This is a genomic window from [Clostridium] ultunense DSM 10521 (genome assembly GCF_000511955.1).
Taxonomy (GTDB): domain Bacteria; phylum Bacillota; class Clostridia; order Tissierellales; family Tepidimicrobiaceae; genus Schnuerera; species Schnuerera ultunensis.
On the sequence record NZ_AZSU01000008.1, the window covers coordinates 17,196 to 36,947 of the forward strand.

A 19,752-nucleotide genomic window follows, 5' to 3' on the forward strand; every position below is an offset into this window, starting at 1 on the left:
GAAATCCCATCTATTATTGGAGTATATGCATTTTATCTAATAGATGGGATTTTTTCTTATAAAAACTTGCTTTTCAAATTATTCCAGTACATATTCTTATCGAAGTTCAGTTTAGATATTGTCTTCTTTGGAATTGTAAAATCTATTTTAGTTATATTATCGTACCTAATTTCAAATCCATCAACTACAATCAAAATGGAATTTTCATACCGATACTCTGGTTTAATGGTTATTGGAATATCACCTGGTACTATTGCGCTATTAGGCAAAGAGCGATAAGCCCTCGAACTTATAGGCGATAAGGGGGTAATCTGTAAAGTCTTTAAGGAGGGATATATTATACTGCCACCAGTGGAAAAATTATAAGCTGTACTCCCGACAGGTGTAGATACAATTATACCATCTCCACAGAATTTTTCTAAATGATTTCCATCGATAAAAATTTCCAAATGTACTACTTTAGATTGAATTCCTTTAATGACTATTTCATTAACCCCGTATAATTCAAAGCAACTTGTTTGGGTACAAATATTAGCTTTTACTAAATAAATTTCTTCAATAACATAGTCCTTGTTCAAATATTTTTCTATGAATTCATCAATATGTTCAGGTAATATTTCTTGAAAAAATCCTAAATGACCAGTATTTATACCAACAAAGGGTATATGTGGAAATTGATATTTGTGGACTGTCCTTAAAAAAGCCCCGTCTCCACCTATACAAATATTTAGCTCTGCTTTATTACTGTATTTTTCTGGTACAATAAAGCCTTCTTTATTCAATTTTTCCATTAGTAGATTAAAGGTTTTTTTTGATGCTGGATTATAATTTGAAATAACATTTATAATCCTTTTCTTATTAGTAGGATTCAAAAATTTCCCCTCCAAACTTGTATCTTATTTAAATTTAATATATTTTTGGTATAATAAACTGTAGCTATATTATACAATAAAAGTACTAATATTTGGAGGTAAAGATGAGTTTATTAAAAAACAGTGAAAATGTAATTGTATTCAATGTAGAAAGAAATGGCCAATCATTGGACGAATTTTTATTCAGCAATGAAATATCTGGGCGGTTTTTTAGGCGATTATACAGAGAGAAAAACATATTTATAAATGGAGAATTTCAAAGGAAGAACAAAGTGTTAAAGGGAGGAGATATTGTATCCATAATAATAGAAGATGAGATAGAAAATACTTTACCAGAACCAATCCCCTTAGATATTGTATATGAAGATATGGATTTGCTAGTTTTAAACAAACAACCTTATATAGTGGTACATCAGACAAAAAGCCATCAACAAAATACCATATCTAATGGTATAAGCTACTATTTTAAAAACAAGGGAATAAAAAGAAAGATACGATTTATTAATAGGTTAGACATGGATACATCGGGTATTTTATTGGTAGCTAAATCCTCCTTTGCCCATCAACAAATGGCATTACAATTTGAAAACAATGAAGTAGTGAAAGGGTACATAGTTGTAGTAGCCGGTATTGTAAAGAAGGACCAAGATGTTATCAGTCTACCTATAGGAAGGGGAGAAGAAAAGAGCATTAAGAAAACTGTTACCCAAAAAGGAAAAGAGGCTATAACCAAATATAAGGTAATAGAAAGATATAAGGAAGCTAGTCTTTTAGATGTGGAAATCCTTACTGGTAGAAGCCATCAGATACGGGTTCATTTAAGTCATATAGGGCATCCTATTATTGGAGATACCTTATACTATAAACCTAGTGAATATATAGGAAGACAAGCTTTACATTCTCACTATTTAAAGGCTAAACTTCCTAGAAGCAAGGATAATATAGAGCTAAAGGCTCCAATCCCCAACGATATTAAAAATTTAATAAACCATTTTGAAAATTATTGATATAAAAAAGCTTTAGCCTGGTTTAGGGGGCTAAAGCTAATTTATTATACATCCCCCTCTTTTTCTTCAGTTTTTTTGGGGGAATCCAATGTTTTCATAATCTCTAACATTTTAGTCATATCCCTTAACTGTTTTTTTTCTTTTTCACCTTTTCCTTCCATTAAAGGTTCCATGAAGTTTATTATACTAGCAGGATCACTTAAATGGTCGGGATTTGTTAAAATAGAATTTAATATTTGAAATAATTTATTGAATTTATCCATAGTTAAGATTGTCTCTATAGCTGTACCCATACGATTTATTTCTTCTTTAGAAAATTCTCTTTTTATGGTGTTGGCTATGTAACTCAATCTTTCTTGATTGTTTTCTACAGGAATTGTATTTTGTATATAATTTACTCCTGAGATTTGGATGAATTCCATAGCTTCGTAGAATTTAATCAATTTTTCTGTAATCATCAGCGCTTTATTAACAGAAGGTAGGATTTCTTCAGGGAAATAAGGACCAATCTTTTTCATAATCTGTATTTTTTCTATAGTATAAGGTATATCCAAATCCATTTTTGTAAACTTATTTTCCCATAGATTAACTGTATCTTCTTTCCTATTAATAAATATAGTTAGCATTAAAATAAATACAAGCCCGTTATACATTAAAAATCCCCCTAGAATCAAATATATATATCTATTCTATGCTATTACCTGAAAAAAGGTTACAAAATTTAATTGTAATATATTTAAAGCTTAATTCATAAATTAGATTAGAACCTATAAGGGGGTAATTATTATGAAAAAAGATGATAAAATTAAAAAGGCAATGGAAGAATTTGAAGGTTTTCAGCCTTCAGAGGAGCAAATAGAATTAATAGAGGGATTGGCAAATTCTTATTCTGATAAATCTGAAGAGGATATATTTGTAGAGATAATAAGGGTAAATGAGGAGATGGAGTCTGAAATGAGCCCTGAAGAATATGAAGAAATATTTGAAAAATTAAATAGCATAAGGCCTTTGTTAAACGAAGAACAATTAAAGAAATTGGATAGAATACTTTATATTTTAGGTAAGGATTAATCGGTGGACAATTAATGCCTGGGATTCTTTGCTTTAGCTAGAATGGATAAAAACAAAGCAAAGAATCTCTTCATTAATTGTCAAAAATAAGAAATGGACAAGAATGGTCTCCAATGCTATAATTTTATTAGCATTATGTAAACCAAGGAGGAAAATTGAATGAAAATAAATGGAAAAATAAAACTAGTATTAGTTTTAATTATGTCCATTGGATTGGTTTCCAGTATTTATTTTTACACAAATAGGGATAAAGAGTATAAAGAAATATCATATAAACTATTTTTAGAACATGTTGGAAAAGGCTTAGTTGATGAAATAGAGATAAGTGATTCCGACAAGCTAATTGGTAAATTAAATAATGGAACAAAATTTACTACAGACAATCCTCGTACAGAAAATTTCAAAGAATATTTGTTGCTAAATAATGTTAAAGTGGTAGAAAAGGACAGCAATGGAGTCTTCAATCAAGGGATAAGTTTCCTCCTTATGATGGCAGGTGTAGGAGGGGTAGCATTTTTAATTAAAAACAGTACAAAACAAGCTGAAAAGGAAATGGCTACTATGTCAAATCTAGATACTGATAATTTACCTACAGACAAGGTTACTTTTGACGATGTTGCTGGTAATGAAGAAGCTAAAGAATCTTTAAAGGAATTGGTGGATTTTATACAAGATCCTGAAAAATATATTCGATATGGTGCTAGGTTGCCGAGAGGGGTATTGCTATATGGACCTCCTGGGACGGGAAAAACTTTATTAGCCAAGGCATTAGCCGGTGAGGCAAAAGTTCCTTTCTATGCTGTATCCGGTTCGGATTTTATCCAGGTCTATGCTGGCCTAGGTGCAAGTAGAATAAGAGAATTATTCAAAAGGGCTAAAGAGAATGGTAAATCTGTAATATTTATTGATGAAATCGATTCTTTAGGAAAGAAAAGAAAAGGGGGAAATTCTCATAGTGGCAGCGAAGAAGGGGATAGGACATTAAATGCCCTTTTAACGGAGATGTCAGGTTTTAAAGGCAATGAAGGAACAATAGTTTTGGCAGCTACCAATAGGATTGACACCTTAGACGAAGCTCTATTAAGACCAGGAAGATTTGATAGGCAAATTGAAGTAGGATTGCCAGATGTAAAAGCAAGGTTGGATATTTTAAAACTTCATAGTCGAAACAAGCCTATATCTAAGGAGGTAGATTTAAGAAAAGTTGCTTTGGAAACCGTATATTTTAGTGGAGCAAAACTAGAAAATTTAATGAATGAGTCTGCTATGATTGCTGCCAGAAATAGGGATAGACGGATTACTATGGAACATATTAATAAAGCTTATTTTACAGTATTGGTAGGAGAGGAAAAGAAGGATAGAAGCAGTATTTCTCTAGAAGATAAGAAGATTACTGCTTATCATGAGGCTGGACATGCCTTGGTAGCTAAAAAACTTTCCAATTTAAATCGGGTTACAAAAGTAAGTATTATTCCTAGTACTAGAGGAATGGGAGGGTTTAGTCTAAACATACCTCCAGATAGGATGTACCAAACTAAAAAAGACATTGTGTCAAATATTATGGTTGCGTTAGGGGGAAGGGCTGCAGAGGAAATTGTCTTTGGTAAAGATAATATAACCACAGGTGCTTCTTCCGATCTTCAAAAAGCAACGGAAATGACCTTGGCCATGATTGGATCCTACGGAATGGATGACCATTTAGGTTTATTAAACTATGATGTTATTTTAAGTAGTAATTTAAATACAGATATCTCTCTAATGGAAAGAGCTAAAGAGATGTTGGAAAATCTCTATACAGATACAATAGAGTTATTAAAAGAATATAAAGGATATCTAGACTTGATTGCAAATGAATTAATAGTAAAAGAATCATTAAATGAGCAAGAACTAGATGAAATACTGGCTAAGTAGCCATAAATTCTCATTTTTAATTCCCTCCATCACTTGCAGATTCCATGTATAAAGGATATAATATATGTAGAAAAGATTTCTGCGGTGTGCGTTAATCCAAATAATTCAACCGACATAGTGGACACGGGAGTTCGGGTTCAGCAGTGTAGAGCAGGCCTTCTTTGGATGGAAGCTTCAAGCTGTTGACAGGGCACCCACCTTGTGAGAGGCGGGTGTGAATTAATTGGAAGGACGGCACTGTGGGAATGCAAAAATCCCTTAGGATTCAATCCTAAGGGATTTTTGCATATTATAATTTATTTATGTATATAATATATTGAGATTTTACTCAAGGTAAGGAGGAATAATATGAATTTAGTCTGTCCTTTATGCAATGGCCTATATAAAGTGGTTTTTAATTGTTCCCAATGTAATACCATCATGGTGGATAAAGGTCCATTAGTGAATCTTATGGACGACTATAGCCCCTATTTATTAGATGAAATAACTTATCTTGTTGATGGAGTAAAGAGGGGGGAATGTCTTCATACCTACCGATGTCCAAATTGTGGTTTTAAACAAAATTATTCAATAGAAAGGAAAGAATTCTAACCTATATGTATGGGGAATTTCTTCCTTTCCTTAAAAATATAAATATATTTAAACTCTAATTCACGAAGTAGTTTTTCTGCTTCCCTATATCCACATCCTATGGCTTCAGGGCTATGAGCATCAGAGCCTATTGTAATTATTTCACCGCCTAAATCCCTATATAATTTAAGTATTTCGACTTTAGGATGGTAATATCCTAGCCCATATTTCATTCCAGCAGTATTGATTTCAATACCCTTGCCTTGGTATATTATTAGTTCCAAAACATTTTTCACATAGGGAGAATATTCCTCGAAATTGGGGATCTTTGAAAAATCTTCAAAATATCTATCGATATAGTCAATATGTCCAACTACATCATAATTATCGTAGTTTTTTATACTTTGATAGAGATAGTCATAATATATGGTTAAGGCTTCTAAAGGTGTTTTATCGTAGGTAAATTTATCTGCATGTACATCAACTCCTTCTATACTATGCACTGATATTATGACGAAATCAAAAGGATTATTATCAATAAGGTCATGGTACCTTTTGTTTAAATGGGGTTGCATTCCTATTTCAACTCCAGCCAATATTTCAATTTTATCCATATATTTATATTTAACTTGTTTCACCTTTTTGAAATAATCCTTGGGTCTAAAGTCGATATCAATCCTATTCTCAGTTACATCAAAATCTATATGGTCTGTAAAGCAAATACTTTTCATATTCTTATCAATTGCCCCTAATACCATTTCTTCCATTAAATACTTGCCATCTATAGAGAAATCACTATGGATATGAAAATCATACATATTTAACACCCCTATTATTTATTTTAAGTTATTAATAGTATAGTTTAAGCAAAAAAATCTTCTTTAAATTGTAGCCTATATAGGTCGTAATAGATCCCTTCCCTTTCCAGAGCGGATAAAGTAGAACCTCTCTCCATAACAGGCTCTTCATATTGATGGGGCAATTTATTAATAAAATGATGAGCATTCACGTGTTTTGCCATTTCTACTATTTCTTCATCTTTAATATTTTTATTATTCAATCTTATATTGTCTTTAATAGTGCCAGTAAAGAGGAATACATCTTGTAAAACTACCCCAATATGTTTTCGCAACTCATATTTATCATAGTCCTTAATATTTACACCATTAATTAATATCTCCCCTTTTTGAATATCATAAAAGCGAGTAATTAAATTAATAATTGAAGATTTACCTGCACCTGTTGCTCTGACAAATGCTAATTTAAAGTCCATTTTAAGCATAATAATTATTATGCCTCCTAATATAAATATGTCCTTAAATAGGTTTACTAAAACTTCAGCATACATTTCATTTAAATTTTCCGTATCATTAATAACCCTAGTTACCAATCTGCCCACAGAATTTTTGTCAAAATAAGCTATAGATAAACTCTGTATATGGGAAAAAATATCCTGTCTAATATTAAATATTATCATTTGGCTAGTATAATTTAGTATATAGACTTGTAAATAATTAAACAAGAAAGCAACGATAATAGCAGCTAAAAATATAATACCTATTTTGGTAAGGCCGTCCATGTTATATTTTCTAAAGTTTTGATAATCCCTTTTCGATAGTTGAAGGCTTCGGAAAGAATTACTGTCTTCAGGACTTATTAAATAATAATTATCTATAGTTATCTTTATAAGGTAAGGTCTAACAAGTTCAAGAGCTGTAACTAACATCATTAAAATCGTTGTTAATACCAGTAAATGCCAATAGGGTTTAGCGTATTTTAACAGTCTTTTCATCAATTTAGAATCATAGGCCATCCCACTACCAAATTTTCTTGTACGAAAGATTTTATGACCCGGATTCCTGCAAAACTCTCCTGGGTCGCGTCTGTTAAATCAGAAAAAGCTTCTTGAACTATACGGAATCTTTTATGTATTATCTTTCCAAACTGTCTAACCATGATGGTAATAAAGGGCAGAGTAAATAGAGCGATTATTGTCAATTTAACAGTAGTAGTTTTAACTATCATTATTATAGTCAATAAAGTTAAAAAAAATGAATCTATTAGCATTATTATTCCTTGCCCTAAAGCATGTCTAATAGCATTAATATCGTTAGTAGCATGGGCCATTAGATCCCCGTTATATATATTCTTCAAAAATACCTACCTATAGCTATGATCGAACCTGTCAAAATAATTACTACAATTATAATTATAAATGAAAAATTATTTTTTTAAAGTATAAAACCCATACATATTAGTTCATACTAAATTTATACCCTTATTACCCATTAAAATAAAAATTAATTAAATAATAGTATATAAATAGATTTAGGAGGTTAGGTAATGGAATTAAATACAAAAGAAGTTTTAAAGAAAAAAATATTAGATGCTCAGGAAATGGTTAGGGATTATGAAATGTACGCTAAGAATGTTCAGGATATAGAAGTGGCAGATCTATTTAGAAGTTTTGCCGAAGAATCTGGATATCAGGCTAGGAAGTTACAGGATATGTTAAAAAGACTAGATAAAAAATAATATTCATTTACACTTCCCCGGAATTAACAAACTTAATCTATAAAATTGATTAATAGAGGGTTTTTAGGGTAATTAATAGTCAAAATAGATATATAAAGGGGAGATTATAATGAAACTAATGGATTTGTTAAATGAAAAGAAAAGAAAAGCAGAAAGGAAAGAAAAGGTAGATGCTGCTAAAAAAATAGCTTTAGGAACGGCTATAGGAGCTATTACTGGAATCCTCTTTGCCCCAAAATCTGGAAAGGAAACTAGAGAAGATATAGCGAAAAAGACCAAAAATACTGCCGACACTGTAAAAAAATCCGTAAAGGATTCAGTTGAATCCATTAAAGAAACAGAGGAAAAAATTAGAGGGGATATTAAAGAAAAGGTTAAAGAATTTAAAGAGAGGGATATGATAGAGGTAAAGCTGGAAGAGGTCGATGATGACAAAGAACCCCGAGAAAACAAGGAAATGTAGTGGGTGATCTATATGACAGCTACTATAACCATTGAAGAACTATTAAAATTCATATTATTCTTTTTAGGAATAGGAGTTTTAGGGTATCTAATTATATTATTGAAAAATGCCAATAATCTAGTATCCCAAGCCAGAAGATTAGCGGAAAGAAATGAGAAGGAGATGGATAATGTTTTAAAACAGCTACCTGAAATAGCTACAAATATTAACTCTATATCGGAAGAAACAAAAGCTTTAATGGAGGCAGTGTCTCCAGAAGTTATGGGTTTGATTTCTAATGCAAATTCTATTACAGAAAAAATAGATAGCACTGGTGAAATAGTTTTTGATACTATCGATGTGGTAAGCGATAGTATAAGTGGGACAGCTTCCTCGCTACAAAAGAATATAAAAAATATTACTGACTACATAACTTTAATTGTGGAAATAATAGATATAATTAGAAATGGATTTAAAAATCGGTAACTTTTTTGTTTGAGAACCCAGCCGGGTTCTCTTTTCCATAGTGTACATAATATTTAACTTTTATCAATATTGTTGCTAAAGAAATTACTATTGGTATACTATATATAGTAAGTTTAATTATATCATGGAATCATGTAAATAGGAGAGGTTGATATGGATGGAGAAGGTTAAGGTTATATGCAACCCTTCATCTGGAAGGCAGACTATCCAGAGAAGAGTCGATTATCTATGTAATCTTTTAATAAACGATGGCTATGTGGTTGGCAAATTTAACACTATGAAAAAAGATGATGCCATGCATGAAGCTATGAAAGCTTGTAATGAAGATTGGGATTTTATCATTGCATGTGGTGGAGATGGTACTGTAAACGAGGTGGCAAAAGGCATTGCTCGGTGCGAGAGGAAGATTCCAGTAGCCATTTTATCAGCTGGTACGGTAAATGATTTTGCCAATCATATGGAATTGCCTAGGAATATAGATGATTTTTTTCAAATGATTAAAAACAAAAAGATAAAAACAGTAGATTTAGGAAAGGTCAACGATGAATATTTCATAAATGTAGCTGCTGGCGGTCTTCTGACTAATGTAGGCTACCAAGTGCCCCCCGAAGCAAAAGCAATTTTTGGAAGGATGGCCTATTATATGGAGGGTTTAAAGGAGATACCCAAACAAAAATTCAAACCTATTAGAGTAAAATTTGAAAGCGAAGAGTATATAAAAGAAGAGGATATATTATTATTTTTGATTTCAAATAGTGCTTCAATAGGTGGGTTTAAAAGATTAGCCCCAGATGCCAATGTATCCGATGGGTATTTAGATGTGGTTATCATTAAAAAATCTGAAGTCCAGGATTTAGCCCAAATATTTATCAATATATTTAGGGGAGAACATGTAAACCACCCAAATGTATCCTATTTCAAATCAAAGAAGATCCTAGTGGATACCGCTGAAGATGTGGTTATAGATATTGACGGAGAATATGGTGGGAAATTACCAGCTGTTTTTGAAGCTGAACCAAATGGGTTTAAAATCTTTGTACCCTAATTAATTTAAGGGTTTTAAAAACAAAGGGATGGAGGTGCTATTTTGAAAGAAAATGGTATTAGTGACAATGTGGCTAGCATAGAAAAACATTTAAGAAAAATCGATTATATTATCAGGTTAAAGGGTAGAGAAATTTTAAACGACTTCAATATTACAATTCCCCAATTTAGTGCTTTACAAATTCTCATTTATAATGGAGAATTAACTATAGGAGAATTGAGCCAGAAGATGGCATTAGCCTGTAGTACGATAACGGACCTGGTAGATAGAATGGAAAAAAATCAGCTAGTAGTAAGGAAAAAGGATGATAGAGATAAAAGAGTAGTTAGAATTGAAGTTTTGCCAAAGGGGCATGAAATTGTGAAAAAGGTTTTAGAGAAACGAGTAAAATTCTTGGATTCTAAAATGGTAGATTTAACGGAAGAAGAGAAAATTTCACTTAGCAAAGGATTGGAATCCTTATATAATGCAATGAAAGACAATTGAAATTATTGATTATCCATTTTAAAAGTGGAATAAAAGGGGAAATAAATATGAAGTTAATAGACAATAGGTACAAGGTTAATAAGGTAATAGAAGATAATGTTTACAGCAGTATATATGAGGTGGTAGATTTTTGGAATGATGACAAAAAGTTGTTTATGAAATTGTATAATATTGACAAACAGCGAAGAGCCATCGATTACTTTATTAACAACTTTGTCAATTTAACTAGAATTAAGCATAAATATTTGCTTTCAAGTGAGCAATTTTCCATAATAAAAACTATAGATAGAAAGAAAGTGAATATTAAACAGTATTATTCTACTACGGAGTATATAAATAGCCCTAGTCTTGATAAGATACATGAGGACTTAAATCTAAAGGAAAAGTTAAATATAATATTACAGGCAGGCACTTTATTAGATTTTTTGCACTATAGAGGGGTAGTATATAAACATTTAAGCCCTTCAAATATATTTTTGTTAGAAGATGGAAGTGTCAAGGTAATGGATTTGGCGAATATATATGAAAATGTGATCAATGCCAGTTATACTGATCTAACCAGGTATTTTATTGCGCCAGAATTTCTCTTAGAGCAGAATGATATAGTAAATAAAAATGCAGATAAATATTCTTTAGGAATGCTTATAATATATTTATTGACTGAAGATTTTTATTTAGGTTATAGTAAATATGAATATAAGGACGCCCTTGAAATGAACACTAGACAGATAGATTTATTAAATAATATTATTACTAGCCTAACTAAGAAAAATCCAATCACTAGAGAAATTTCCTTAAGAGAGGTAATTGATAATATTAAAGAAGTATTTAATATCGATTATGAATACGATCTAGTGAAAGAAAGGGGCATTCTTAATTTTAAAACTCAAATAGTAGGCAGGGAGAATGAAATTAAAAGGATATTGACTATAGATGAAGAATTCATGGATGATAAGTATTATAAAAAAGCAATACTTATAGGTGGAGATACAGGGGTAGGAAAGACCAGACTCCTAAAAGAGATAACCCATTTATTAAGGATGAGGGGAAGAGAAGTATATTATTTAGAGATTACTCAAAATACCCAACATGGTTTAAATGCAATAACCAATATTTTACGTCAAACTATAAAAGACGCTCCTATCAATATATTAAACAAATATGGGAAGGAGCTTATTAGAGTATTACCAGAATTAAAATTTGTTGTAAATGCCGAAGTATTAAATGGGATACATGGAGATAGAGAGAGATTAAGGTTATATGATAGGATAACCAATTATTTAGAAGAATTGACTAAGGACAAGCCTATGTACTTAATTATTGATAATATTGGAGACTGCAGTTTGGAATTTTTATATTTACTTGACTATTTGATGGATAATATAAGGGAAGGCAGTTTAATCCTAATAACATCCTTCAATGAAAAGATGATACCTAAAGGATCCATAGAGGAGAATATCTTTAATAAATTAACTACTGGGAAATATGTTGAGAATATTAAAATTACAAATTTAAACCTATCGGAAATTGGGGAGTTTATTCAACATATATTAGGAATAAGCTATAAACCATTAAAATTCTCTGCAGTGATGTTGAAAGAGAGTGGAGGCAATCCAAGGTATATAGAATATATGATGAAGGATCTATACGCTACTGGAGAATTATTCCTACATCCAGATGGCTTTTGGGAGATAAAAACCCAGAAATATTCAGATATTTACTTTCCTTCAAATATGGATGAAGCAATGAAAAACCAATTATCCCTTATTGAAAAAGATTATTTGGATATAATGAAGATAGTTTCCGTATACAATGATTCCATATCAAAGATAATCCTTTTCGAGATTTTGAATATTGATAATGATTATCTAAAAGTAAAACTTAACGAATTGGTTGGGATGGGGCTTTTAGATGAAAAGGTTGCAGATTGGGGATATAGCTATAGTATTAGTAATGTTCAGCTAAAGAGGCTAATATATCATAGAATTCCCTTAGAGGAAAGGATTAAACTCCATAAAGAATTGGCTAGATTATTGGAAAAAAACTATGGTTCCAATTATAAAATGATAATGGAGGAACTTATCTATCACCTGATGGCCTCAAACCAAGTAGAAAAAGCTTTAGATTATATAATTAAAGAAGCTAGAGAAGAATCTAATATATTAAGTACTCAGTCTATACTTTTATGGGAAGAAGCATATGAAATAGTAAAGAATACAGAGTCTCGTTATAAGTTGGAGATTTTGGAATCCTTGGGTGATACATATTTTTTAAGAGGAGAAAACGATAAAGCTTTAAGCATATATAGAGAATTACTCGAGGCTGCCATAAAAGAAGAAAAATCAAAATACATTGTAACTGCTAACCTAGGTATTGGAGAAATATATTTAAAGAGGAGTTTAACAGATAAAGCTTTAGAAAAAGTTAATGAGTCTATAAAATTATCTAAGGCAATAGACTATTTAATTGGAATTGCTAGGGCTCGGATTTTAAATAATAAGATTTTATTAAACAATGGAAATTTAGAAGAAGCAGGAAGGGATGTAGAGGACCTATTAGACTTTGCACTGAAGAATAATTTAAATGAAGAGTTAGGCGATATTTATAATATTATGGGGCTTGTAGAGTATTTTAATGGGAATATTGAGGAAGCCATTGAAAGATACGGTAAAAGTATCGAATACTTCCATAGAACAGGTGAGTTTATTAACTCTACAAAACCAATTAATAATATAGCCAATATATATTCCCAATATGGAGAATATGAGAAAGCCATGAAACATTATGAAGATGGATTAAAAATTGTAGAGCAATATGGAATTTTGAATTTGAAACTAATATTTCTTAACAATATTGGAGAAGTATATATCGATCTATGTGATTACGACAAGGCAAAAAAATATATAGAGGAAGCTAGATCCATCGCTGTAGAGGTTAAGGATACCAATTTAATTTTCTTAACCAATGTAAATTTAGGTTTAATCTATATATTGATTGGAGATTATGAACACAGCTATAACTGTTATATAATGCTTAAGGAAGGTTATGCTCACAATCCCAATTTTAGCTTTGAAGTAATTAGCCAGTACTACAATTTTCTTGGAGAATTTTATTATACTTTTGGAAAATGGGATGAAGCATTAAAGTATTCTGATGAAACCATGAAATTATGCAAGGATTACAATAACACAGAATATTTAATGTCTAAAACTAGAATTGTGCTTATTAACTATTTTAGAGATGGAATTTATGATAAAAAAGCTATGGAGGATATTAGGGCTGAATTTAGAAATATTAACTTGAAATTCCATAAAAGAGTTAATTTGTTACAATTAGGTATCCTGGCGCTACTAGAAAGGGATTATAAATATGTTGCTGATTTACTCAAAGATGATAATAAATTAAAAAAGGATTATGCTGCACCTAGTTTAGAGTATACCAGAAAGATATTATTGTACAGCATTACTCAGGATGAAGAAAGTTATCAGAATATGATAAAATTAGAAGAGAATATGAAAAAATACAATCTGCTACATCTAGATACTCTTGCAAATATCCTGATAGGATATGATTTTGCAGAAAAGGCAAAATACTACCAAGCTATTAATTATCTATTAGAGTCTTTAGATTTAATATATAGAACTATAAAAAATATACCCGATAGGGATCTGCAAATAAATTTTATTAAAAGCCGCAGAACTGATAATATTAAGATAAAATTATTGGATGTAGTATATAAGGTCTTTAATAAAAGATTGAATTGCACATGTATAGATGACTTAAATCCAGAAGATAATATTGAAAAATATTTTGACTATAATTCTTTATTTAATTTAATAGATGATAGTCAATTTACAAGGATAACGGAGATAAATTATCTATATGAAGAAACTAAGGGTATATTTTCTGTTGAAGATTTAATACAAAGTTTAACCAATGATTATAATTATAATTTGAAACTTATTTTGAAGTATATATCAAAGGAAACCTTTGCTCAGAAAGGCTATATATTAATATTTGATGAGGAAACCAATAGGTATATACCTATTATTAGTTTAGATGGCAATAAGGACTGGAGACCTAATGAAAATTTACTTGCCTTAGCCAATAGATATGAAAAGGGAATTTTGATAAGTAGCAGTTTAGGAAGCAATGTAATAGGGCTACATAAAGAGTTTTTACCCAGAGATACTAGGGCTTTAATATGTATTCCAATTGCAGCACTAGCTACTGATACTTATCCTCGTGAAGAAGATAGAAGAAAGAATTTGATTGAATATAATCGAAGAAATGAAGGGTATATCTATTTAGAAACAGGAAGAATATTTAATAGATTTGATGAGGAAAGACATAGATTGGCTAACACCTTAACCAAAATATTATATATTAATATTGAAAATTACAAATTAAAGATACTATCGAATATAGATAAATTGACTGGTACTTATACAAGAAAATATTTTGACAACGAGTTCAACAGAACTCTTATTGAAGCCAAAAGAAAAGACGATTCTTTTGCAGTCATGATGATGGATTTGGACAGGTTTAAAAATATAAATGACACCTATGGTCATAGGAAAGGGGATGAGGTTTTAGCTCAAATAGGCAATACCTTATCTAACAGTATAAGGGGTACAGATGTAGTAGCTAGATATGGCGGAGAAGAGTTTGTTGTAATCCTTAAAAATGCTGGAGAAGATGAAGCTAAAAATATAGGAGAAAAGATTAGATTAAATATTCAAAACTTAAAAGTAGTCAATATTGAAAATCCAATAACTATTAGCATTGGAATATCTATGTTTCCAACCCATAGCCAATTTAAAGAGGAATTAATTGAAAAAGCAGACCAGGCTCTTTACTGTGCTAAAGAAAAAGGTAGAAATAGGGTAATAGTATGGAATGCAGAACTAGCAAATACTTTAAATAGGGTAGATAGATTAGCAGGAATCTTATCAGGTAATACAAATATGGATCAAAGAAATATCTTAGCAATACTGGATACGATTAATATTATGAAAGAGAATACCGGCAAAGAAGAAAAAATATTCACATTTTTAGGTAGAATTATAGAAATATTGGAAGCAGAGTATTGTGCATTAATTGAGATAGACCCATATAATAAACCTTTAAATATTTATGCTAGGTCTAGATTAAATCTTAATTGGATAGAGCCAAATTTTATAAATGTTACCATAGTAGATAGGGTCCTTGCTAAGGAGAAAGGTGAATTTTTAATTGACTGGGATAGCGTAAATGAGATGAATCTAATACTAAATACACCTAATTGGCAATCGGTAATTGCAATCCCTTTGATTTTTAAAGATAAAATTAAAGGGATAGTCTATATTACAGTTCCAATAAAAGAAAAGGAATTTGATTATAATAATTATAATCTAGCTAAAGTGTTATGTGATATTTTTTCTACCATAGCATAGGTTAACCAGAATTAATGTTGAAAATATTATAAAATGTTATAAATTAGTCACTGGATATGATATAATATCTTAAATATTCTAACCAATTTATTGAAGGAGGTGCGGAAATGTCAGTAACAATAAAGGATGTAGCTAAATTAGCTGGAGTATCGATTTCAACAGTTTCCAGGGTAATAAACAACTCTAAACCTGTAAGCCTTGAAGTAAGAAGGAAGGTGTTGGAAGCAATAGATGAATTAGGCTATAAACCAAATGAAGTAGCCAGGAGTCTTGTTACCAGGAAATCAAATTTAATCGGGGTAATTATAACAGATATCGGAAATTCTTATATAGCCCAGATGGTTAGAGGAATAGAAGAAGTAGGAAGAATGTATAAATATGATATTGTTTTATCAAGTAGTTATGGTAACCCGGATACGGAGAAGAAATTTGCCCAGCTTTTAAGGAGCAAACAGGTAGAAGGGATAATATTAGTTTCAGAAAAAAATAATGATGAAGTAATTAAGGAAATTGAAGATTTCAGAATACCTTTTGTGTATTTGAATAAATATTATAGTAATTTAAATACGCCTACTGTATCTATAGATAATTTTGAAGCGTCTTTTAAGATGACCAAGTATTTATTAGGCCTAGGGCATGAAAAAATTCTATATACAACCGCTCAAGAGGAAAATGAAGCCTCTCTAGAGAAGTTTAAAATAGATGGATATAAAAAAGCTATTAGAGATAATGGAAAAAACAAAGGGTTTTTATACTCTGCTAATGGGTTTGGCATAGATGATGGCTATAATATGGGTGAGGATGTGATTAAGCTTGTAAAAGAAAACAATATTACTGCAGTTTTCTGTTGCCAAGATGAATTAGCCATAGGGCTTATCAATTACTGTTATGATAACCATATTAAAGTTCCTGAAGATTTATCGATATGTGGCTATGGAGATACTAAAATAGCTTCCATCTACAGACCTAAACTTACTACTGTCAAAGAGCCTTATTATGACATTGGTGCTGTTGCAATTAGGAGAATTATAAAAAAATTGAAGGATGAAGAAATAGAAGAAGATCATATTTATCTTCCAATCCGAATTATGAAAAGGGAGAGTTGTAGAAGAATCAAATAATGGTGGTGTATTTATGAGGGCTTTTATTGGAATGGATTTTGATAAAGGGTTAAAGGATGAACTAAATGGAATACAAAAAGTTCTTAAGATTAACTCTAAGAAAGGAAATTGGGTCCCTTCATCTAATTTCCATATTACCTTGAAATTTCTAGGGGATATAAGTGAAGAACAGGTAGATGCCATAGATAGAATCATTAAATCTGCTGTTGTTAATACTTCTCCTTTATCCATAACCTTAGATAAATTAGGCTACTTTAATATAAGAAGTAATCAATACGGGGTAATCTGGATAGGCATTAAGGGGGAAATGATGAAATTAAATGCCATATATGGTATAATAGAAAAGGAAATGAAAGTTATAGGTTTTCCCAAGGAAAAAAGAAAATTGACTCCTCATATAACTTTAGGAAGAAGAGTAATTTTAGATTTACCTTTTAGCCAGTTACGGGAACAGGTTGACCACGAATTAGGTAAAGAATTTTTATTGGACAATTTGACTCTTATGAAAAGTGAGGAAATTATGAGAAAAAGGGTATATACTCCAATAAAATCTTATAAGTTTAATAAAATATTAGAAAAAAACCACAGATAATTTCTGTGGTTTTTTACGCTTTAGCTTGATAATGCGTGAAAATATCGAAAGATGAATGGAGGATAAAATGATGAAAAAAATATTAATCGATGGCAACAGCCTTAATTTAGAAGAATTTATCAATGTTGTTAGGAAAGGTTATAAGGTAAAATTGACAGAAGATGCAGTGGAAAAGGTTAATAAAGCAAGACATGTAGTAGATGAATTTGTTGAAGATGAAAGGGTCGTATACGGAATTACTACTGGATTTGGGAAATTCAGCGATGTATCCATTAGTAAGGAAGAAACCAAGATCTTGCAAAAAAATCTAATTGTAAGCCATGCCTGTGGTGTAGGGAAACCATTGGAACAGGAGATCGTAAGAGGGATAATGCTCCTTAGAGCTAATGCCCTAGCTAAAGGATATTCGGGCATCAGGCTTTCTACTTTGAACACATTGATAGATATGCTCAATGAAGGGGTTCATCCATTGATTCCAGAAAAAGGTTCTTTGGGAGCCAGTGGTGATTTAGCTCCCTTATCCCATATGGTATTGGTTATGTTGGGAGAAGGAGAGGCTTATTATAAAGGAGAACTGTTATCAGGAAAGGAAGCTATGGATAGAGCAGGCATACCTACTATTGAACTGACTTCTAAAGAAGGGTTGGCCTTAATCAATGGAACTCAAGTAATGACATCTATTGGTGCCTTAACTGTCTATGATGGAATAAACCTGAGCAAGATAGCTGATATAATAGCAGCTTTGACTATAGAAGCTTTAAATGGAGTCGTGGATGCTTATGATAGTAGAGTTCATAATATACGACCTCATCAAGGCCAAATAAATTCAGCCCAGAATTTACTTCACCTACTGGAACTCAGTGAAATGACTACTCGACAAGGAGAGATTAGAGTACAAGATGCTTATTCTTTAAGATGTATTCCACAAATCCATGGTGGTAGTAAAGATGCTCTCAAATATGTAGAGGATAAGGTGAATATTGAAATGAATTCAGCTACCGACAATCCATTAATATTTGAAGATACCCAAGATGTAATCTCAGGTGGCAATTTCCATGGACAACCTATGGCTCTCAGCTTCGATTTTTTAGGTATAGCCCTATCTGAATTAGCCAATATATCTGAAAGAAGAATTGAGCGCCTTGTAAATCCAGCTTTAAGTGATTTACCAGCATTTTTAGCTAAGAATGGAGGCTTAAATTCCGGATTTATGATAGTCCAATATTCGGCAGCTGCATTAGTTTCGGAAAATAAAGTATTGGCTCATCCAGCTAGCGTAGATTCCATACCATCTTCAGCAAATCAAGAAGATCATGTTTCTATGGGAACCATAGCAGCGCGAAAAGCAAGGGAAATTTTAGAGAATACTCGAAAGGTTTTAGCAATGGAACTATTGACAGCTTGCCAAGCTATTGATTTAAGAGGTAAGAAAGGTCTAGGAAAAGGAACGGAAATAGCATATAATATAGTTAGAGACCATTTGACAACTATAGAAGAAGATAAAATAATGTATAAAGAAATGAATGCATGCGAAGAAATAATCAAATCGAATGAAATATTGGATGAGATTGAAATAAAATTAGGAAGATTATTATAAAGGAGGAATTTTAATGATTAACAATTATGACATTGGCAAAGCTATGACTATTAAATTAGACAATGAATTGCCCCCAATGCCTAAATTTGTTGAAGGGGTAAGACGAGCGCCTAAGAGAGAGTTTACACTATCGAAAACAGAAACTGAAATCGCTTTAAAAAACGCTCTAAGGTATATACCAGAAGAATTACATGAAAAATTAGCACCGGAATTTTTAGATGAACTATTTACTTATGGAAGGATATATGGTTATAGATTTAGGCCAGAAGGAAGAATATATGGAAAACCAATTGATGAGTATAAAGGTAAATGTATTGAAGGAAAAGCTTTCCAGGTGATGATAGACAATAACTTAGATTTTGACGTAGCTCTATACCCATATGAATTAGTGACCTATGGAGAAACAGGACAAGTATGCCAAAATTGGATGCAATATAGACTAATAAAAAAATACCTTGAAGAACTAACTGAAGAACAAACTCTAGTAGTAGCATCAGGACATCCCTTAGGACTTTTTAAATCTACCTCTAACAGTCCAAGAGTTATCATTACCAATGCGTTAATGGTAGGGATGTTTGATGA

The 19,752-nt window shown here is 31.3% G+C and carries 18 protein-coding genes, 1 other RNA gene and 1 pseudogene; 15 read left to right on the forward strand and 5 right to left on the reverse strand.

Features of this window, described 5'->3' with window-relative positions:
• Window positions 1-56: 56 nt before the first annotated feature.
• Window positions 57-872 (reverse strand): NAD(+)/NADH kinase, encoded by an 816-nt coding sequence (locus tag CUL_RS0115285; RefSeq protein WP_005587387.1) that lies wholly within the window; start codon window positions 870-872, stop codon window positions 57-59.
• A 104-nt stretch (window positions 873-976) separates the two neighbouring features.
• Between CUL_RS0115285 and CUL_RS0115290 the strand changes: the two genes are divergently transcribed.
• Window positions 977-1,879, forward strand: a complete 903-nt coding sequence (locus CUL_RS0115290; RefSeq protein WP_005587386.1) for an RluA family pseudouridine synthase — start codon at window positions 977-979, stop codon at window positions 1,877-1,879.
• A gap of 44 nt (window positions 1,880-1,923) precedes the next feature.
• Here CUL_RS0115290 and CUL_RS0115295 read toward each other — a convergent pair whose 3' ends face one another.
• Complete coding sequence (locus tag CUL_RS0115295; protein ID WP_025642571.1) at window positions 1,924-2,532, reverse strand: hypothetical protein; 609 nt, start codon at window positions 2,530-2,532, stop codon at window positions 1,924-1,926.
• A gap of 133 nt (window positions 2,533-2,665) precedes the next feature.
• Here CUL_RS0115295 and CUL_RS0115300 point away from each other — a divergent pair, with 133 nt between their 5' ends.
• The 4 genes from CUL_RS0115300 to CUL_RS0115310 all read left to right on the forward strand — a co-directional run bounded on the left by CUL_RS0115300 (window position 2,666) and on the right by CUL_RS0115310 (window position 5,452).
• Complete coding sequence (locus CUL_RS0115300) at window positions 2,666-2,950, forward strand: hypothetical protein (RefSeq protein WP_025642574.1); 285 nt, start codon at window positions 2,666-2,668, stop codon at window positions 2,948-2,950.
• 159 nt (window positions 2,951-3,109) lie between these two features.
• Window positions 3,110-4,861 carry an ATP-dependent metallopeptidase FtsH/Yme1/Tma family protein gene (locus CUL_RS0115305; RefSeq protein WP_005587382.1) on the forward strand — a complete coding sequence of 584 codons (1,752 nt, stop codon included), beginning with the start codon at window positions 3,110-3,112 and terminating at the stop codon, window positions 4,859-4,861.
• 73 nt (window positions 4,862-4,934) lie between these two features.
• Window positions 4,935-5,111: non-coding RNA, 6S RNA (gene ssrS, locus CUL_RS18555), on the forward strand.
• A gap of 98 nt (window positions 5,112-5,209) precedes the next feature.
• Window positions 5,210-5,452 (forward strand): hypothetical protein, encoded by a 243-nt coding sequence (locus CUL_RS0115310; protein ID WP_025642576.1) that lies wholly within the window; start codon window positions 5,210-5,212, stop codon window positions 5,450-5,452.
• Here the strand turns inward: CUL_RS0115310 and CUL_RS0115315 are convergent.
• From CUL_RS0115315 to CUL_RS0115325, 3 genes are read right to left on the reverse strand one after another with little or no spacing between them, the layout of a single operon-like run.
• Window positions 5,449-6,249 (reverse strand): histidinol-phosphatase HisJ family protein, encoded by an 801-nt coding sequence (locus CUL_RS0115315; RefSeq protein WP_025642578.1) that lies wholly within the window; start codon window positions 6,247-6,249, stop codon window positions 5,449-5,451. The genes CUL_RS0115310 and CUL_RS0115315 overlap by 4 nt on opposite strands.
• A 44-nt stretch (window positions 6,250-6,293) precedes the next feature.
• Window positions 6,294-7,244, reverse strand: a complete 951-nt coding sequence (locus CUL_RS0115320; RefSeq protein WP_025642580.1) for an ABC transporter transmembrane domain-containing protein — start codon at window positions 7,242-7,244, stop codon at window positions 6,294-6,296.
• Window positions 7,223-7,585 carry an ABC transporter transmembrane domain-containing protein gene (locus CUL_RS0115325; protein ID WP_025642582.1) on the reverse strand — a complete coding sequence of 121 codons (363 nt, stop codon included), beginning with the start codon at window positions 7,583-7,585 and terminating at the stop codon, window positions 7,223-7,225. The genes CUL_RS0115320 and CUL_RS0115325 overlap by 22 nt, the downstream gene beginning before the upstream one ends.
• A gap of 189 nt (window positions 7,586-7,774) precedes the next feature.
• Between CUL_RS0115325 and CUL_RS0115330 the strand changes: the two genes are divergently transcribed.
• The 10 genes and pseudogenes from CUL_RS0115330 to CUL_RS17680 all read left to right on the forward strand — a co-directional run.
• Window positions 7,775-7,966: a hypothetical protein gene (locus tag CUL_RS0115330; protein ID WP_025642583.1), complete on the forward strand. Its 192-nt coding sequence runs from the start codon at window positions 7,775-7,777 to the stop codon at window positions 7,964-7,966.
• A 109-nt stretch (window positions 7,967-8,075) separates the two neighbouring features.
• On the forward strand, window positions 8,076-8,429 hold the full coding sequence (locus CUL_RS17675; RefSeq protein WP_005587371.1) for a YtxH domain-containing protein: 354 nt from the start codon (window positions 8,076-8,078) through the stop codon (window positions 8,427-8,429).
• Between the two features lie 12 nt (window positions 8,430-8,441).
• Window positions 8,442-8,894, forward strand: coding sequence for a hypothetical protein (locus CUL_RS0115340; protein WP_025642584.1), 453 nt, complete (start codon window positions 8,442-8,444; stop codon window positions 8,892-8,894).
• 157 nt (window positions 8,895-9,051) lie between these two features.
• Window positions 9,052-9,939 carry a diacylglycerol/lipid kinase family protein gene (locus CUL_RS0115345; protein WP_005587368.1) on the forward strand — a complete coding sequence of 296 codons (888 nt, stop codon included), beginning with the start codon at window positions 9,052-9,054 and terminating at the stop codon, window positions 9,937-9,939.
• A gap of 42 nt (window positions 9,940-9,981) precedes the next feature.
• Window positions 9,982-10,425 (forward strand): MarR family winged helix-turn-helix transcriptional regulator, encoded by a 444-nt coding sequence (locus CUL_RS0115350; protein ID WP_005587367.1) that lies wholly within the window; start codon window positions 9,982-9,984, stop codon window positions 10,423-10,425.
• Between the two features lie 47 nt (window positions 10,426-10,472).
• Entirely contained in the window at window positions 10,473-15,860 is a 5,388-nt protein-coding gene (locus CUL_RS0115355; RefSeq protein ID WP_025642586.1) for a diguanylate cyclase, read from the forward strand.
• Window positions 15,861-15,967: 107 nt separating this feature from the next.
• Window positions 15,968-16,981 (forward strand): LacI family DNA-binding transcriptional regulator, encoded by a 1,014-nt coding sequence (locus CUL_RS0115360; protein ID WP_005587364.1) that lies wholly within the window; start codon window positions 15,968-15,970, stop codon window positions 16,979-16,981.
• A 13-nt stretch (window positions 16,982-16,994) separates the two neighbouring features.
• On the forward strand, window positions 16,995-17,573 hold the full coding sequence (thpR, locus tag CUL_RS0115365) for an RNA 2',3'-cyclic phosphodiesterase (protein ID WP_005587363.1): 579 nt from the start codon (window positions 16,995-16,997) through the stop codon (window positions 17,571-17,573).
• Between the two features lie 70 nt (window positions 17,574-17,643).
• On the forward strand, window positions 17,644-19,170 hold the full coding sequence (gene hutH / locus CUL_RS0115370; RefSeq protein ID WP_025642589.1) for a histidine ammonia-lyase: 1,527 nt from the start codon (window positions 17,644-17,646) through the stop codon (window positions 19,168-19,170).
• Window positions 19,171-19,183: 13 nt separating this feature from the next.
• Window positions 19,184-19,752 (forward strand): annotated as a pseudogene (locus CUL_RS17680) (urocanate hydratase); the annotation flags it as partial.

Excerpts from the sequence above, each read along its gene's own strand:
- hutH (WP_025642589.1), top strand. The coding sequence starts at position 17,644 with ATGAAAAAAATATTAATCGATGGCAACAGCCTTAATTTAGAAGAATTT.
- CUL_RS0115330 (WP_025642583.1), top strand. The coding sequence starts at position 7,775 with ATGGAATTAAATACAAAAGAAGTTTTAAAGAAAAAAATATTAGATGCT.
- CUL_RS0115295 (WP_025642571.1), bottom strand. The coding sequence starts at position 2,532 with ATGTATAACGGGCTTGTATTTATTTTAATGCTAACTATATTTATTAAT.
- CUL_RS0115320 (WP_025642580.1), bottom strand. The coding sequence starts at position 7,244 with ATGGCCTATGATTCTAAATTGATGAAAAGACTGTTAAAATACGCTAAA.
- thpR (WP_005587363.1), top strand. The coding sequence starts at position 16,995 with ATGAGGGCTTTTATTGGAATGGATTTTGATAAAGGGTTAAAGGATGAA.
- CUL_RS0115345 (WP_005587368.1), top strand. The coding sequence starts at position 9,052 with ATGGAGAAGGTTAAGGTTATATGCAACCCTTCATCTGGAAGGCAGACT.
- CUL_RS0115300 (WP_025642574.1), top strand. The coding sequence starts at position 2,666 with ATGAAAAAAGATGATAAAATTAAAAAGGCAATGGAAGAATTTGAAGGT.
- CUL_RS0115290 (WP_005587386.1), top strand. The coding sequence starts at position 977 with ATGAGTTTATTAAAAAACAGTGAAAATGTAATTGTATTCAATGTAGAA.
- CUL_RS0115360 (WP_005587364.1), top strand. The coding sequence starts at position 15,968 with ATGTCAGTAACAATAAAGGATGTAGCTAAATTAGCTGGAGTATCGATT.
- CUL_RS0115340 (WP_025642584.1), top strand. The coding sequence starts at position 8,442 with ATGACAGCTACTATAACCATTGAAGAACTATTAAAATTCATATTATTC.
- CUL_RS17675 (WP_005587371.1), top strand. The coding sequence starts at position 8,076 with ATGAAACTAATGGATTTGTTAAATGAAAAGAAAAGAAAAGCAGAAAGG.
- CUL_RS0115355 (WP_025642586.1), top strand. The coding sequence starts at position 10,473 with ATGAAGTTAATAGACAATAGGTACAAGGTTAATAAGGTAATAGAAGAT.
- CUL_RS0115310 (WP_025642576.1), top strand. The coding sequence starts at position 5,210 with ATGAATTTAGTCTGTCCTTTATGCAATGGCCTATATAAAGTGGTTTTT.
- CUL_RS0115315 (WP_025642578.1), bottom strand. The coding sequence starts at position 6,249 with ATGTATGATTTTCATATCCATAGTGATTTCTCTATAGATGGCAAGTAT.
- CUL_RS0115305 (WP_005587382.1), top strand. The coding sequence starts at position 3,110 with ATGAAAATAAATGGAAAAATAAAACTAGTATTAGTTTTAATTATGTCC.